This window comes from Mesotoga sp. BH458_6_3_2_1 (genome assembly GCF_003664995.1).
Lineage (GTDB): Bacteria > Thermotogota > Thermotogae > Petrotogales > Kosmotogaceae > Mesotoga.
In genome coordinates this window covers 277,428-292,099 of sequence record NZ_JFHL01000002.1, presented here as the reverse complement: position 1 = coordinate 292,099, position 14,672 = coordinate 277,428, and the positions used below count along the sequence as shown (strand labels likewise).

12 protein-coding genes and 1 tRNA gene are annotated in these 14,672 nt (G+C 44.5%); 5 read left to right on the top strand and 8 right to left on the bottom strand.

Features of this window, described 5'->3' with window-relative positions; translation table 11 throughout:
• The first annotated feature begins 9 nt into the window (after positions 1-9).
• From Y697_RS01675 to Y697_RS01665, 3 genes are read left to right on the top strand one after another with little or no spacing between them, the layout of a single operon-like run.
• A complete protein-coding gene (locus Y697_RS01675; RefSeq protein WP_121549972.1) occupies positions 10-822 on the top strand; it encodes a transglycosylase SLT domain-containing protein in 813 nt (270 codons plus the stop codon).
• Positions 819-2,306 carry a glycoside hydrolase family 13 protein gene (locus Y697_RS01670; protein ID WP_121549971.1) on the top strand — a complete coding sequence of 496 codons (1,488 nt, stop codon included), beginning with the start codon at positions 819-821 and terminating at the stop codon, positions 2,304-2,306. The genes Y697_RS01675 and Y697_RS01670 overlap by 4 nt, the downstream gene beginning before the upstream one ends.
• Positions 2,303-3,199 (top strand): DMT family transporter, encoded by an 897-nt coding sequence (locus Y697_RS01665; protein WP_121549970.1) that lies wholly within the window; start codon positions 2,303-2,305, stop codon positions 3,197-3,199. The genes Y697_RS01670 and Y697_RS01665 overlap by 4 nt, the downstream gene beginning before the upstream one ends.
• 1 nt (position 3,200) lies before the next feature.
• Here Y697_RS01665 and smc read toward each other — a convergent pair whose 3' ends face one another.
• Positions 3,201-6,725 carry a chromosome segregation protein SMC gene (gene smc / locus Y697_RS01660; RefSeq protein ID WP_121549969.1) on the bottom strand — a complete coding sequence of 1,175 codons (3,525 nt, stop codon included), beginning with the start codon at positions 6,723-6,725 and terminating at the stop codon, positions 3,201-3,203.
• Positions 6,712-7,827, bottom strand: coding sequence for an elongator complex protein 3 (locus tag Y697_RS01655; protein WP_121549968.1), 1,116 nt, complete (start codon positions 7,825-7,827; stop codon positions 6,712-6,714). Before Y697_RS01655 ends, smc begins: the two co-directional genes overlap by 14 nt.
• A 165-nt stretch (positions 7,828-7,992) precedes the next feature.
• Here Y697_RS01655 and Y697_RS01650 point away from each other — a divergent pair, with 165 nt between their 5' ends.
• Positions 7,993-8,931 (top strand): asparagine synthetase A, encoded by a 939-nt coding sequence (locus Y697_RS01650; RefSeq protein WP_121549967.1) that lies wholly within the window; start codon positions 7,993-7,995, stop codon positions 8,929-8,931.
• A gap of 28 nt (positions 8,932-8,959) precedes the next feature.
• Here the strand turns inward: Y697_RS01650 and Y697_RS01645 are convergent.
• The 4 genes from Y697_RS01645 to Y697_RS01630 form a co-directional block, all read right to left on the bottom strand.
• Positions 8,960-9,034, bottom strand: a tRNA-Asn gene (locus Y697_RS01645).
• Positions 9,035-9,084: 50 nt separating this feature from the next.
• Complete coding sequence (locus Y697_RS01640; protein WP_121549966.1) at positions 9,085-9,459, bottom strand: DUF1667 domain-containing protein; 375 nt, start codon at positions 9,457-9,459, stop codon at positions 9,085-9,087.
• The gene (locus Y697_RS01635; protein WP_121549965.1) at positions 9,459-10,694 is read right to left on the bottom strand and encodes an NAD(P)/FAD-dependent oxidoreductase; all 1,236 of its coding nucleotides are present in this window, start codon (positions 10,692-10,694) and stop codon (positions 9,459-9,461) included. Before Y697_RS01635 ends, Y697_RS01640 begins: the two co-directional genes overlap by 1 nt.
• Positions 10,691-12,133, bottom strand: a complete 1,443-nt coding sequence (locus tag Y697_RS01630) for an NAD(P)/FAD-dependent oxidoreductase (protein WP_121549964.1) — start codon at positions 12,131-12,133, stop codon at positions 10,691-10,693. The genes Y697_RS01635 and Y697_RS01630 overlap by 4 nt, the downstream gene beginning before the upstream one ends.
• A 198-nt stretch (positions 12,134-12,331) precedes the next feature.
• Between Y697_RS01630 and Y697_RS01625 the strand changes: the two genes are divergently transcribed.
• On the top strand, positions 12,332-12,874 hold the full coding sequence (locus Y697_RS01625; RefSeq protein ID WP_121549963.1) for a glycerol-3-phosphate responsive antiterminator: 543 nt from the start codon (positions 12,332-12,334) through the stop codon (positions 12,872-12,874).
• Here the strand turns inward: Y697_RS01625 and Y697_RS01620 are convergent, their stop codons facing one another.
• Together Y697_RS01620 and Y697_RS01615 are read right to left on the bottom strand one after the other, a co-directional pair.
• A complete protein-coding gene (locus Y697_RS01620; protein WP_121549962.1) occupies positions 12,875-13,705 on the bottom strand; it encodes an ABC transporter permease in 831 nt (276 codons plus the stop codon). It abuts the gene before it with no gap.
• 11 nt (positions 13,706-13,716) lie between these two features.
• Positions 13,717-14,670, bottom strand: a complete 954-nt coding sequence (locus Y697_RS01615) for an ABC transporter permease (RefSeq protein ID WP_121549961.1) — start codon at positions 14,668-14,670, stop codon at positions 13,717-13,719.
• Positions 14,671-14,672: the final 2 nt, after the last annotated feature.

The window sequence follows — 14,672 nt, the reverse complement described above, 5'->3', positions numbered from 1 at the left end:
AGGTGAATTATGGACAAGGGTAAGAAGATAGATTTGGTTGTTCTTGTGATTCTGCTTGCCTCCATTATTGCTATCGTAATGATACTAGCTTCCCTACGCGCGAAGAACAGACTTGAAAGAGTCGCGGCTCTTTCCGTTCTTTATAATGCCGGACTTGGAGCTGATTACAAATCTCTTCTTACAAGTCCTTCATACTTTTATGATGATCGAGTACTAGATGCCTATACTTACTTTGCCGACATTGATGACTCGTCAGAAATCGAGTTAAGCAACTCAATAAAGATGCACAATGTTCCTGAGAGTTCACTTTTCGATTACAACCAAACAATATCAAACCTCTCATTGGGAAAATCAACAAAGGAATACCCCGCTCTGAAAACAAAGATATATTCACTGATAGAGTCTAGTAATCTGCTTTCGGATAGACCCGACACATTTAGAACTCGTCTCTCAGAGGAGATTTACAATGCGTTAATTGAATTCAGAGAAGTAAAGGTAGATATCATCGTCGGTGGTGAGATCCGTACTCTCGATTTATCCCGGCTGGATCCTGCAGTTGTGCTATCCATCATGGCGGTTGAATCTTCACTTAATCCCTTCGCTCTGATGGAGGAAAGGAGCATCGATGAGTCTTTCGCGGCCTTCGTCTATTCCAGGGGCCTCATGCAGATCTATGAGATAACTCTCTGGACACTGAACTCTTGGCTCAGACAATCTCAGATTAACGTTAAACCTGAAGAGCTCTGGTCGGTTAGAGATAACATCTTTTTAGGCATGGTATATCTTGCCTATGCCAATGAACTGCTCGAGGAGAAGAGATGAGAGACTGGCAAAGAGATGCGATCGTCTATCAGATATTTCCAGATAGATTCAATATTGGAAAAGGGAAAACTGTCTTTCAGAAGAAGCAGGATGGCCATTACTCACTCCCAGGACAGAAGGTTAGGAGGTGGGATGAGAAACCCTTTCCATCGACTGATAGCAGCCACCAGTACGATTTTTGGGGTGGCGATTTGATTGGAGTAATTGAAAAACTTGATTATGTAAAGGAGCTTGGTGCAAATACAATCTATCTTAACCCGATTTTCTGGGCACACACAAATCATAAGTACGATACAATCGACTATTTCACGATTGACCGCGATTTAGGATCTGAAGAAGAATTCATCGTCCTTCTGGATGAAGCTCATAGGAAGGGGATCAGGGTAATACTTGACGGAGTGTTTAACCATGTCGGGACTTCCGGAAGATGGTTCAACGGCCTTGGAATATTCGACCAGCCCGGTGCAGAACAGGGAAATGAGAAGTTCGAGAGTTACTTCTTCAAAGGAGAGAAAGATTTTAGGGGCTGGATGGACTCTGACAACCTTATCGAATTGAATCTTGAAGACCCGGAACTCGCTAAAATCATATACGACGGAGAGAATTCAGTAGTAAGTCATTGGTTGAAGCTAGGAATAGATGGCTGGAGGCTTGATGTTGCATATGACTTGGGTCCCAGGATTCTCAAAGCCCTGGTTCACTCAGCCAAAACCACCAGATCAGATTCATGTGTAATAGGAGAGATCTGGAATTATCCAGGAGACTGGCCTGAAAGATCGGGACTTGACGGATTGATGAACTACTACTTTCGATTAATAATCTGGGAGGTATTTATTGGTTACCTTTCAGGAAGAGATGCCCTTCAAATTATCAATGATGCCATAAGAGACGCCGGACTCGAATTCGTATCCAAGTCATGGACCGTTCTCTCATCACACGATGTGCCAAGACTAAGAAATGAACTCAAATCATTCGAGAGAATAAGCTCTGCGCTTACCCTTCAGTACTGTCTCCCTGGCATACCTTTGATCTACTACGGAGAGGAGATTGGAATGGAGGGTGGAAATGATCCTGAGAACAGAGCTCCAATGGAATGGGAAAATATTCACATCGAAAAGAATACCCTGGAGCTATACAGGAAACTAAATTCGATCCGGCAGAGAAAACCATCCTTGCGGTCCGGTGATTTCAAACCTCTGATCTCTTCTGATGGATCCCTCGTTTCTTTCAAAAGAATTACCGGGGCGATCGACGATTTGGTAGTCTGTGTTGTTAACCCTACTGGAAACATTGTCAGATCAAGAATTTTCTTGCAAGAGGGCTTCCTAATGAACGGTACTGAGATGAAGGACATGGTTACGGGCAAGGTCTTAAAAGCATCCTTCGGAACAATATCTGCAGAGCTGCAGCCGTACGAAGGACTGATACTGGAGCCAGTCATTTCCAGGTCAAAGACTCACTACACGCCCTACAAGAGAATATGAAGAGAATTGAGAGGAGATCTTTCGGTCTTGTCATCCTGGCAGCAACTGCAATGATTTGGGGAGGATCATATATCTTCACGAAAGTGGCCGTTGAATCACTCCCACCGATGCTGTTGGCATCTATCCGATTCGGCGTAGCTATCGTCATTCTCTTTCCTCTCTCAGCAAGAAAGAGGGGGTCTTTCGGTACAGTTAGCCACAGAAATGCCGCATTGGCAGGTCTATTCGGCATAACGTTTTATTTCCTCTTCGAGAACTATGGTTTGACAATGACAAACGCTTCCGATGCCTCTCTGATAGTGTCCACCGCTCCAATACTAACAATAATTCTCTATGATTTCGTTAGGAGAAGATTCGATCTTTTCGAGTACATAGGCGGTTTTATTGCTTTTTCCGGGCTCTTTGTGATTATCTACTCTGGAAGTTTTTCCGAAGGCTCGAGCGTTTTCGGGAACCTTCTATCGTTCGGTGCCGCAGTCTCGTGGGCGGCCTATACATTTTTTTATGAGAAGATTCATAACAGTTCTATATGGACGACTCTAGAAGTAATGCTTTGGGGGCTGCTATTCTCAGTACCTTTTGCAATCACGGAAGTCTTTGTCTTTAAGAGGTCAGTGGAGTTCTCACGCAGCGCAATTTTCGGAGTGTTGTTTCTCAGTATTCTAGCTTCGGCTCTCGGCTACATTCTTTGGAACAAGGGAATCGCTCTCTGGGGTGGAAAGGCGGCAACTCTCTGGGTTTACACAATCCCGCTTTTCACAATTGTGGCCGATATTGCTTTGCTTAAGAATTCTCCTTCCCTGCTTTTTTTCATTGGATCTATTCTCGTTGGTCTGGGAATGGTTGTGGTTATCATAAGAGAGTTCCGACAGTCAGGACCACTTAGGGATTGAGTTAGCCGATTACCGTTTCAACCGATTGAAGTTCGACGGGAATCACTCTAGACAGACCATCAGTCATCGTAACACCGTGAAGAACATTGGCAACTTCCATGACAAGCTTATTGTGAGTGACCACAAGAAACTGAGTGTCGGTCGCATGTTTCTTCAGCAATACTCTGAATCTCTCCGCATTGAAATCGTCAAGAGGTGCATCAACTTCGTCCAGGACATAAAACGGACTCGGCTTAATGCTCAACAAAGAGAATACGAGTGCTATACCCACAAGCGCTTTCTCTCCGCCAGAAAGGAGTTGCAGTTTCTGAACCTTTCTGCCGGGTCTCCTGACAGTGATCTCCAGACCTGTCTCAAGGAGATCCTCGCCGGGAATTATTTTGATCTCTCCCTCACCACCATCAAAGATCTCCTCGATATATTGACCGAAATTACTGTTCACGTTGTTGAAAGTCTCCATGAAGATACTCTTAGCCTTTGCATCGGTTTTCTCGATCAGTTCAATTAGCTTGACCTTTGCATCTTCGAGATCTTGTTTCTGTTCATCAAGCTCTTGATACTCCTTATCGACTACACCGTATTCATCTATGGCTTCCAGATCAACGCTGCCAAGAAACTTTAGCTTGTTTTCGTAGTCGTCAAGCTCAACCTTGATTTCATGCAATTTCTCTTCAGAAAGGATCTGGACATCTCCAGCATCCTCGTCCAGTTCCTCTTTCACTCTCGAAAGCCTCATCTCACTCTCTTGAATATGCATCTCAAACTGATGAGCCTTATCTCTAAGCTTCTCTCTATCTCCTTTCATTTTGTTTATCTCTTCTTCCGCTTCCTGAAGCGACGACAGTCTCTGCTCCTTTCCCTCTCTCTGATTTCTTATACTTGAAAAGAGATTCTCTGTTTCTTTCTTTACTGAAGTCAATTCGCGTTCTTGATCACCCACTTGCCTTCTAAGCCTCTCAGTTTCAGACTCAACCTCAACCACTTCTCTTGAAAGCAGGTCTATATTCTCCTTATCAACCTTCTTCTTCTGAATCAAAGAAGAATGTTCTTTTGTATACTGCTCATGCTTCTCATACAGCGTTGAAAGCCTTAATCTTGTATCTACTATTCTCTCTTGAAGATGTTCCAGAGCCTTCTTCTGTTTCTTGAGCTCTTCTGACTCTGCTTCAACCGTTCTCTCGAGATTCAGGCGCTCTTCCTTCAATGAGGACTGCTCTCCGACGAGGATCTCCTTTTTTCTCGAATTCTCTTCCATTCTTCTTGTATACTCGTTTTCAAGTTTTGTCAGCTCAGATATCTCTTCCTCAATCTCCTGAGCAGATTTCAGAAGCTCGCTTATCATTCTGTTGATTGCAGCTCCTTTAGAAGCCAACTCATTCAACTCTTCCTGTAGAGCTTTGAGATACCCCCTTACTTCCCTTATTTCGTCCTTGAGCCTTTCGATCTGTCTATGGCCTAATTGAATCTGCTTTTCAAGTTCTGCCTCTCTTTCCATTAGCTGTTGAATCCTTCTCTTCCTTGAAAGCAGATCGGTTCGTGTCTCTTCACCAATGAATCCGCCCGTAATGGATCCACCGGCACTCAGCAACTGGCCATCAATAGACACTATTCTCCCCGAAAAACCGACGGCCTTTCTAATATCGATCGCATCATCTAGAGTTGCCACAACTATAGAGTTTCCGAAAAGGTATATAGGCAGCTTTTCAAAACCACTTGGAATATCTACAAGTCTCGCTGCATAGTTTATGAAACCCGGATGCGACTCTACTTTGGAAAAGCTTCTGAAATTGCCTTCTATCATGTCCATCGGAAGCAATGTTACTCGGCCTATCTTATATGATTTTAAAAATTCTATGATTCTCTTTGCCGTGATTGAGTCGTCGACGACGATATCCTGCATTCTGTATCCTAGAAGAATTGTTATTGCAGTCTCGTATGACTCAGGAACACCAACGAGATTTGCGACGACATCTCGCAGTCCTAAAAAGCTGTCCTTTCTTGAGAAAATCTCTCTGACAGCTTTTGAAAAACCCTGATACTCCTCTTGTTGTCTTTCCAGCAAACCTCTTTCCATTTGAGAGCTCCTCAACTCGCTCTCGTCTTTAGAGAGATTCTCTCTCGCCTTCTCTAAGTCAATGTCGAGCTCAGAAAGCCTTCCCTTCGATTCGCTCACATCGGCTTCAACTTTTCGTTGTTTCTCCGAGCTCTCTTTGCCTTGTTTTGCAAGAGACTCTGTTTCCTCCTTGAGGGTCTCAAATCGCTCTCTCTTTGACCCAAGCTGATTCTCTATAAGCCTGAGTCTCTTGTTGGTGTCTTCACGGCTGTTTTCAAGTCTCTCAAGCTCGTTTTCAATTTTGGAAAGCCTCTTGGAAATTGAATCAAAGGTCTCCTGATGTTTCAACCATTCGCGCTCTCTAGCGCTGTAGTTCTTTACGAGAGAGTCTCGCTCTTCCTCAGATGAAGACAGTCCGGTCTCTTCATCTGAGATCTGCTTTTCTAAAGTTTCGATGATCAGCTTGATTTCATCTTTTCTTTTGTCGAGATCCTCGATTCCCGATCTGAAGTTGTCTATCCTTGTTGATACTTCGATTAACCTGTTCTCTCTCTCGCTCAGTCTTCTGGTATACATCTCCTTGAGCTCCAGCAGATCGTTTTGACGCTTTTTGTACTCCTCAAGAAGCTTGGTGAACCCCTCAATTTCCTTGTCTACTTCTGAAAATTCAGCTCTCAAAGAAGACCACTTTGATTCACCTTCAATCAATTTCTTCTGCAAGTCCTTCAATTCGTCGCGCAATTTGTCAAAACCCGTACGCATCTCTTCAAGCTTCTCTTTCTCAAGCCTGGCAATATTTCCGTAAAAGAGATTCTTGAGCTCCTTCTGCTTTGCAGAATACTCAACAAACTTCTCTGCCCTCTTTGCCTTAAGGTAGAGTGATTTGCGTTGCTTGCCAAGTTCAAAGATTATGTCTTCCAGTCTGCTCAGGTTTTCTTCCGTCGATGCGAGTTTTCCAAGAGCCTCCTTCTTCCTCTCCTTATATACTGCGGTACCGGCTGCTTCTTCAATAAGTGCTCTCAATTCAAAAGGAGAAGCGGTTACGACTTTGTCAACTTGACCCTGGCCCACAATCGAGTAGATATCCATTCCCACTCCGGTGCCCTGGAATAACTCCCTTATATCTTTGAGTCTCGACTGTCTGTCGTTCACTTTGTACATCGATTGCCCATCTCTAGAAATCTCCCGAGCTATAGAAAAGGTCCCTTGTTCCGATTCAAACACTAGTTTCACTTCGGCAGAATTCGAAGGTGGAAACCTTTCCGAACCGTTGAAAATCACGTCCTCTCTGTTATCGGCTCTAATGTTCTTCATCGACTGCTCACCAAATATCCACCTTATTGCATCTACGACGTTCGACTTTCCACTGCCATTCGGTCCGACAACAGCAGTAATTCCAGATGAGACTTCGAATTTGGTAGGCATCGCGAAGCTCTTAAAACCTTTTATATAAACTGAGTTAAGTCTTAGCATAGGCTTCCCCCAGGATCTCTTCCCCGATAAGTTTCATATAAAAAGGTATATCAATATCTACTCCATCGTCACAGAAGTCTATCATAATCCCTTCTCCAGAAGCTCTTTCGAGGACAGCTCTTTTGTGACCCGTAAACCATTTTTTGTATTTCCTATCTAACTTAAGCGCATGCCGATCTATATCTTTAGAGCATCTCCTGATTACTTCAAGCATCAACCTGTCTCTGACTAACTCACCAAATGCCGGGTGGAATGGGCCTGCAACCACGTTTTCAATCTGCTCTCCGTAGATACAGATTCCCATCCTACTAACCTTCACATCTGCCAGCAAAATCAGTAAATACATCTTCCAAATGATCTCTATAGATTCCTGAAGTCCTTGGGGTGCAAATCTTCCATGTAAATACTCGTACTCAAGAAGCGATCCTTTCAAAACAACAAGAGGATGAATTCTTACGGATGATGCACCCACACGAATCGCTTCCTTTGTCGAATATATATCCTTCTCCTCGGAATCTCCCGGCAACCCTGTCATCAGATGAATTCCGAAATCAATTCCACTACTCCTTAACCGGTTGGCCGCTTCATACACTTCTCTGGACCCGTGATTTCTACGGCAATCTTTCAGCAGATCATCGTCAAACGACTGAACACCAAGTTCTATGAAACTGATGGAAGTTGATTTCAGAATAGCGATCATCTCTTCTGATATTTGTTCCGGTGAAGTGGAGAATCTGATCCCCTTAATAAGGCCTTTTTGAACAAGCTCTTCTGCAACATCTAGATACACTTGCTGGCGACCGGTTCCGGTGAATGTACCGCCATAAAAGGCCAGTTCTGTCTCCTCTGGATTCCTGAAATATCCTCTGTATCTTTTGACGGTCGACAAAACCCCTTCCTTATCAGGAAGCTTCCTGACTCCAGTTGCGGAGTATTCATTGCAGAATGTGCATCGCGTTCTGCAACCCTCATGTGGAACGAAAATAGGAACGATATTCATGTCTATATTATAAACCGAACGAGCGGTATTTATCAAAGAGCATTCAACAAATCTTAAACAGTTTGCTTTCTGTGTTACTTTCCAGGTGGTACAATCTATCATTCAGGAGGAAGAATTATGGTTAAAGCAGTCTCTGTTTCTAGAATTATGAAAGTCGATAATAATAGCTGGCCGGGATCGGTCAGTTAATCTTTGCGTTTAAGAAAGTAGAAGATTACAGGGCCGATGGAAAACCATCGGCCCTATTTTTTTGGAAGGGGTGAGAAAATGGAAAGCATAGGAAGAATGAGTACTAAAGTAATTGAACATCTTAGAGATCCTTTAGTGAAATCGGCAGTCAGGGTAAAGTCCGCAATAATGGGAGAAGCAGGCAATTTTCTTCGGGGAAAGGGATTTGTCGAACTACTTCCAACAATAATCTCACCGATTACCGACCCCCTGAATCATGAGGTCCACAACGCTAAGTTCCGTTATTACGATCAAGAGTATCGTCTAACCCAGTCGATGATATTTCACAAGCAATTGGCATGCAAAACATTCGAGAGAATCTTTATAGTCTCCCCCAATGTTAGACTTGAAACGTCGGAGAAGTCACTTACTGGAAGACACCTTTTTGAATTCAGCCAGATTGACCTGGAAATCCGAAACGCAAAGAGAGATGAGGTAATGTCACTGGTGGAAGGCCTCATTACTAAGCTTATTGCAGAAGTAAAAAGTAGTTGCAGGGAGGAACTGGAATTGCTTTCTTCGAACCCTTCCGTACCAACAACGCCCTTCGCAAAAGTAAAATTCATGGACGCTTACGAGCAGTATGGAAAGGACTTCGAGACCGTCCTATCTTCGAGCTTCAAAGAACCGTTCTGGCTGATAGATTTTCCCGTATGGGAAAGGGAATTCTACGACCTGTTGTCTCAAGACGAGAGAACGCTTAAGGACATGGATCTGATTCTTCCAGACGGTTTCGGGGAGACTCTCTCGGGGGGAGAACGAGAGTGGGAACATCAGAGGATCATTAACAGAATGGAGTTCAAGGATAATGATCCGGAAGAGCTTGCGTGGTACATGGAGATAGCGGAAGCCGGTGAGCTTGTGCCTACAGCGGGTTGCGGAATTGGCGTGGAAAGACTAACAAGGTATGTCTGCTCTCTTGACAGTGTTGCTAGAACCAGACTCTTTCCCAAGGTCCCTGGTCAGAGCTGGATATAGAAAAAAACTCCCCTTAACTGGGGAGTTCTGGCTCCAGCGGAGGGACTCGAACCCCCAACCGTCCGGTTAACAGCCGGATGCTCTGCCATTGAGCCACGCTGGAACACATTGATTATTGTAACTCGAATCAAAGTTTATTTCAAGTAGCCAATGCTACTGATTGGAAGTTTCGTTTCTTCCAACTGGTCGAGTAGCGACAAGTGAAGTTCCCTCACCGTCGATGTCATCTATCAAGACGTCCCCGATCTCCACAGGCGCCTCAACGGCAATTTTGCTTATTAAACTCATCTTTTCAAGTATTAGGGCTCTGTCAATTGGGCCTGTGGTCTTCGCTGAAGCTAGAGGGAGTGTTCCGTTCAAAACCTTCACGCTAGTTGCAAGTATTCTTTTCGGCATTACGAGTTCATTGAGTGCATATTCCTTTCCCCTAGAACATTTATTGCCCGTAATAGAGTATTCTTGACCAATCTTTTTCACCGAAATCCTACAGCCAACTGGACAGATTACACATGTGATGTGTCCTTCCATCAGCGCACCTCCACTGTAAGCCGACCTGCACTAAAGAGAGGCGCCAGCTTTTCTTTGTTTATTACTATTTGAATCATCTCGCTGGGTACACCATAAGAGAAAGCTTTTTCGAAGTCGAGCTCTTTGAGGACAACCGTGCCCTCATTCATTGGCTTCCTTAACCTAATATACAATCTCAAGTGCTCCTCCATGTCGACTATTCCCGGAACAAGAACTCCCACATTCTCACCCCTGAGGACGGGTACCCTGTCCCCTGAAGTGCTTTCTCCGAGGGCGAACAAAGCCGCGTGGCGCCCTGCTATCCAACCTTCAGCCGCCACATAATCCACAAGATCGAATATAGCCACATCGTTCCCCGCCGCAAAAACTCCCTCGATGCTGCTCTCACCTGTATTAGACACTAAGAATCCTTTGTTTATCGGATCAACTATCAAATCATTATCGAAATCTTCCACCTGTGGCAATAATCCCGCTGAGAGAATCAGTGTATCGGCTTTGAGACGTCTGGAGGTTCCGGGGATTGGCATGAATGATTCATCTACGTCTGAAATCTCTATCTCCTCAAGTCTTCCGTTGCCCATAACCTTCGTTACGGTTGTTGAAAGAAGAAGAGGAATTTCGTAGTCTTCAAGACACTGAACTATGTTCCTCGTTAGTCCACCTGGGTAGGGCATTCTTTCGACCACTCCAACAACTTCAACACCCTCAAGCGTTAGCCTCCTTGCCATTATTAATCCGATGTCTCCAGAACCCAGTACTACCGCCTTCCTTGAAGGAAGATAATTCTCAAGATTCACATATCGTTGTGCAAGTCCGGCTGGCATGATTCCAGATGGCCTATCACCTTGTATAAGAAGTGATCCAAATGGTCTTTCTCTGGCTCCTGTAGAAATCACAACAGCCTTTGATGAGATCTCGAAAGCACCAAGTGGTGACAAAACCATCGCCCTCTTTTTTATTACATCTATCTCTCGAACATATGATTCACCTATGACTGTCACTTTTTCTTGATTCATCTCGTTCTGGAGTCGAACAGCAAATTCCGGCCCTGTAAGCTCCTCTTGGTAGAACTGAAGACCAAAGCCATTATGGATGCATTGATTCAGTACGCCTCCCACCACAGGCTCTCTTTCAAGAAGGGTAACTTCAACTCCAGTCTTGGCCGCGCTTAGGGCACAAGCCATGCCGGCAGCCCCTCCGCCGATTACGAGCACATCAGTAATGAGTCTTTTCATTGCCTCACCTTCCCGTCAACCACCCAGCTTCCTTCGCTGTTCTGCCTAACGTCGCGCAAATCCTTATTCAACTCTCTGGCAATAATCTTTGCGATGTTCCAGCTACAGAAGCCTCCTTGACATCTACCAAAACCAGCTCTTGTTCTAAATTTGACTCCGTCAATTGTCCTTGCCCCGTCCCTGACTGCCTGAATTATCTCCGCTTCCGAAACTTCATTGCACTGACAGACTATCCTTCCATACTCGGGATGCCTTTTTATCAATTGCGAGACTCTTTCGAACGTGATATCCTTAATTCTCTCTCTTTCCTCCATGATTGGGACAAAATCATCCCTCTCAACAAGATTCACATCAGCTTCGGGAACGATATTTCTGACTACGTATTCGGCAATTGCGGGTGCCGCAGTCAAGCCCGGAGACCTTATGGCTCCCACTGTAATGAAATTCTTAATTTCCTCGGCTCTCTTTATGTAGAAATCCTTCTGATCAGTCTCCGGTCTTAGTCCAGCAAAGGACTTGATATACCAGCCTGGATTGTCTATTCCGGGAATCAGATACTCCCCGGAATCTCTAACAGAGACCAGCCCCTCAGCTGTAGTACTTAAATCTTCAGGTGTAAATCCCGGCAACTCGACCGAAGTGGGTCCAAGCAGAACGCCTCCGTCAACCGTTGGAACAACTAGTCTTCCTTTCCCTTCGGCAGTGGGGAGAGGAAAAACTATCCTACGAACAAGCGAACTTGCCTTCCTGTCCAGAAGTATGTATTCACCTTTTCTCAACTTAACTTTCGGTACATCTATCCCGAATCTTGATGCTACTTCTTCAAAGAAAAGGCCGGCTGCATTTATTACTAGATCGGACTTGATTCTTCTTCCTGAATGAAGGCAGACCTCTACAACCTTTCGCTCTACAATTCTTCCTCCGACAACCTCATCATTTATAATGACTTCCCCGCCATTTGACGCAAAGTTCATTGCCGAGGCAATAGCTACCATCCAAGGTTCGGTAACAGCAGCACTACCGCAAAAGAGAGCAAACTTGAAGTCGTCCGATATGTGCGGTTCCAGCTTCTTCAGCTCGCTCTTTCCAACTATCTTAAGATCTTGAACACCGTTTTTCACACCGTTTTCTAGAAGTTCCTTAAGCTTCGGCAAATCACCTTCGTTCTTAGCAACAACGATAGATCCAATTCGCTTGACAGAAAACTTAAGTTCCTCTGAGAGCTTTTTGAACATTGAATTTCCAGCTGCACAAAACCTAGCCCTAAGGGTGCCCGGCGGATCATCATATCCTCCGTGAAGGATCGCAGAATTCGCCTTAGTAATCCCTTGCCCTATGTCTTCCGATTTCTCAACCAGAATGACCTTCATTCTGTATCTGCTAAGCTCACGGGCTAATAGCGAACCGACAACTCCTCCTCCAACAACCACCGCCTGCATCCCGGCACCTCCAAAAAAAAACCACGCCACAAATGTATGGCATGGTTTTCTCATATACTCTACCACGTTCGGATAAATTATATCATAATCTAGATCCAGGCAAATAGCTGAAAACGGCTAGCTGAAGATCTTCTTTTCTCGCATCACTTTCATCAATTCTCTTCTCATAGTGTATCATCACTATATGGGAGGTAGTTTATGCTAAAGGGAATAATCGCAGCTTTATGGGACAGAAAGGAAAGACCTGAGTCAGTCATTCCGGATACAGTATTTTTCCTGAACGGTGGTCTCTTCGAAATTCAGGAGAGAATTGATCAATTCAAGAGTGCAGGGAAGAGAGTTTTCGTTGATATCGATTTCGTTTCAGGTTTATCAGGAGATGAAGATAGCGTTCTCTATCTTAAGAAGAGCGGGGTCGACGGCATCATCACCGCAAAGTTAAGGATCTTCAAGCAGGCCGTGAACGCGGGAATGTATGAAAGTCTTTTGAGATTCTTTGTGTTGGATTCAAGAGCAGTGGAAAAGGGCATTCAGCAAATCGTTTCTAATGGTGTAAGAAACATCGAAATATTACCGGGGATTGTATCAACCAAGATCGCTCCCAAGATAAGAGCTTATGCTCCGGACATAACAATTGTCGCAGCAGGATTGATTGACAGTGTCGATGAACTAGAAGTACTGAAGAAGCATGTGGATGGTGTATCAACGAGTTCCACATCTCTTTGGACTTACAGATGGTGATTACCTGTTAATTCTCGGATCCAGGACATCTCTAAGACCGTCTCCAAGGATGTTCAAGCTCAGAACAATGATTGCTATCATCAATCCGGGAAAAAGTACGATCCACGGTGCGCTTAACAGGTAAGATGTTCCCTGTCCAACCATCCCTCCCAACGTGGGTTCTGGTGGTGGCACCCCAAGACCTAGAAAACCGAGGGAGGCCTCAGTAAGTAGTGCTGTTGAAACGTTAGTGGTAAAAGTCACTATGAGCACAGAGGAGATGTTCGGGAGAATATCTCTTAACATTATCGAAATTTCCTTTTTTCCTAGAGCCTTAGACGCTTTCACGTAGAGACTGTCCCTAAGAGATAGGGTGGCTCCCCGAACAGTCCTCGCAAATATTGGCACGTATACGAGCCCTATAGCAAAGATGAGATTAGTCATGCTTGAACCAAAAAGCGCAATGATGAAAAGCGCTAGTATCAGAGAGGGAAAAGCGAAGAAACTATCCATAATCCTCATGATTATCAAGTCGGTTAGTCCGCTTAAGTAGCCCGATAAGAGTCCCAGCATGGTTCCGATTAGCGCTGAAATGGCAATCGCGCTGGAGGCAATGATTACACTCTTCTGAATCCCATACATTGATCGGGAGAAAACATCTCTACCAAACTGATCCCCTCCAAACCAATAACTGCCTGTTGGTCTGTTCATAAAGGCATCCATGTTCATCTTGTATGGATCGTATTGGGCAAAGACTCCGGGGAACAATGTCACCAGGATTACCACGAATATCACAATTATACTGACCGTGTAGATTGGATTTTTGATAAGTCTTCTCAAAACTCTAAGCAAAGTCGTTCACCCTACCGCAGTTCGACGCGAGGGTCGATTAGTGTGTATATTATGTCCACCACTATGTTCAACAAAACGATCAAGATTCCGATAAAAAGGACAATTCCCTGAACAACGGGATAGTCTCTTTCATTAACCACCTGCAAGAGCAACCTTCCCATCCCGGGAAGGGCAAACATATTTTCGATAACTATTGTACCCCCAAGAAGATAACCTAGCTGAATGCCGGAAAGCGTCACAACCGGAATAAGCGCATTTCTCAAAGAATGCTTAAGGATCACATTTCTTGTACTCACTCCCTTGGCTTTTGCAGTCCTTACGTAATCCTGATTAAGTACGTCCAACATCGAAGTTCGGGTAATCCTTAGAATCTGCGCTGCGACCATCAACCCCATTGTGAGTGAGGGAAGAAACATAACTTGGAGATTCGAAAGGAGATCGACTCCCGGCCTGACGTAGCCAAAGAGATTGAAATCTTGAAAGGCGCCGGAAAAAAGCACGATCAAAATCGCCCCCACCCAGAAGGATGGGGACGACAGGCCTATCAGACCAATTACCCTAACGAAGTTGTCGAGAAAGCCGTTCCGCTTTGTTGCAGATACTATTCCCATTGGAATCCCAAACAGAAGTGCGAAACTTAAGGACAAAATGGCCAACTCGAGAGTTATTGGGAATCTTTCTCTTATAAGTTCGGTTACAGGTCTTCCAGTTCTCAGAGAGGTCCCCAAATTAAAAGTGAAAAGATTCTTGACCCAGATTCCATACTGAACAATAAGCGGCTTGTCAAGCCCGTATTCCGAATAGAGCTCTTCAATTTGGCTTTCAGTAAGATAATTCTGAGTTCCCAACATGATATCCACCACATCACCCGGGACTATGTGAATTGCTATAAAAACCATGAATGTTACTAAAAGCACTGTTGGGACGGCTGAAAGCAGCCTCCTGAAAACGTATCCGAACTCCACTC

What these genes read in the sequence shown, in the direction of transcription:
- Y697_RS01665 (WP_121549970.1), top strand. Translation starts at nt 2,303, where the DNA reads ATGAAGAGAATTGAGAGGAGATCTTTCGGTCTTGTCATCCTGGCAGCA.
- smc (WP_121549969.1), bottom strand. Translation starts at nt 6,725, where the DNA reads ATGCTAAGACTTAACTCAGTTTATATAAAAGGTTTTAAGAGCTTCGCG.
- Y697_RS01625 (WP_121549963.1), top strand. Translation starts at nt 12,332, where the DNA reads ATGCTAAAGGGAATAATCGCAGCTTTATGGGACAGAAAGGAAAGACCT.
- Y697_RS01630 (WP_121549964.1), bottom strand. Translation starts at nt 12,133, where the DNA reads ATGCAGGCGGTGGTTGTTGGAGGAGGAGTTGTCGGTTCGCTATTAGCC.
- Y697_RS01675 (WP_121549972.1), top strand. Translation starts at nt 10, where the DNA reads ATGGACAAGGGTAAGAAGATAGATTTGGTTGTTCTTGTGATTCTGCTT.
- Y697_RS01670 (WP_121549971.1), top strand. Translation starts at nt 819, where the DNA reads ATGAGAGACTGGCAAAGAGATGCGATCGTCTATCAGATATTTCCAGAT.
- Y697_RS01655 (WP_121549968.1), bottom strand. Translation starts at nt 7,827, where the DNA reads ATGATAGATTGTACCACCTGGAAAGTAACACAGAAAGCAAACTGTTTA.
- Y697_RS01650 (WP_121549967.1), top strand. Translation starts at nt 7,993, where the DNA reads ATGGAAAGCATAGGAAGAATGAGTACTAAAGTAATTGAACATCTTAGA.
- Y697_RS01640 (WP_121549966.1), bottom strand. Translation starts at nt 9,459, where the DNA reads ATGGAAGGACACATCACATGTGTAATCTGTCCAGTTGGCTGTAGGATT.
- Y697_RS01635 (WP_121549965.1), bottom strand. Translation starts at nt 10,694, where the DNA reads ATGAAAAGACTCATTACTGATGTGCTCGTAATCGGCGGAGGGGCTGCC.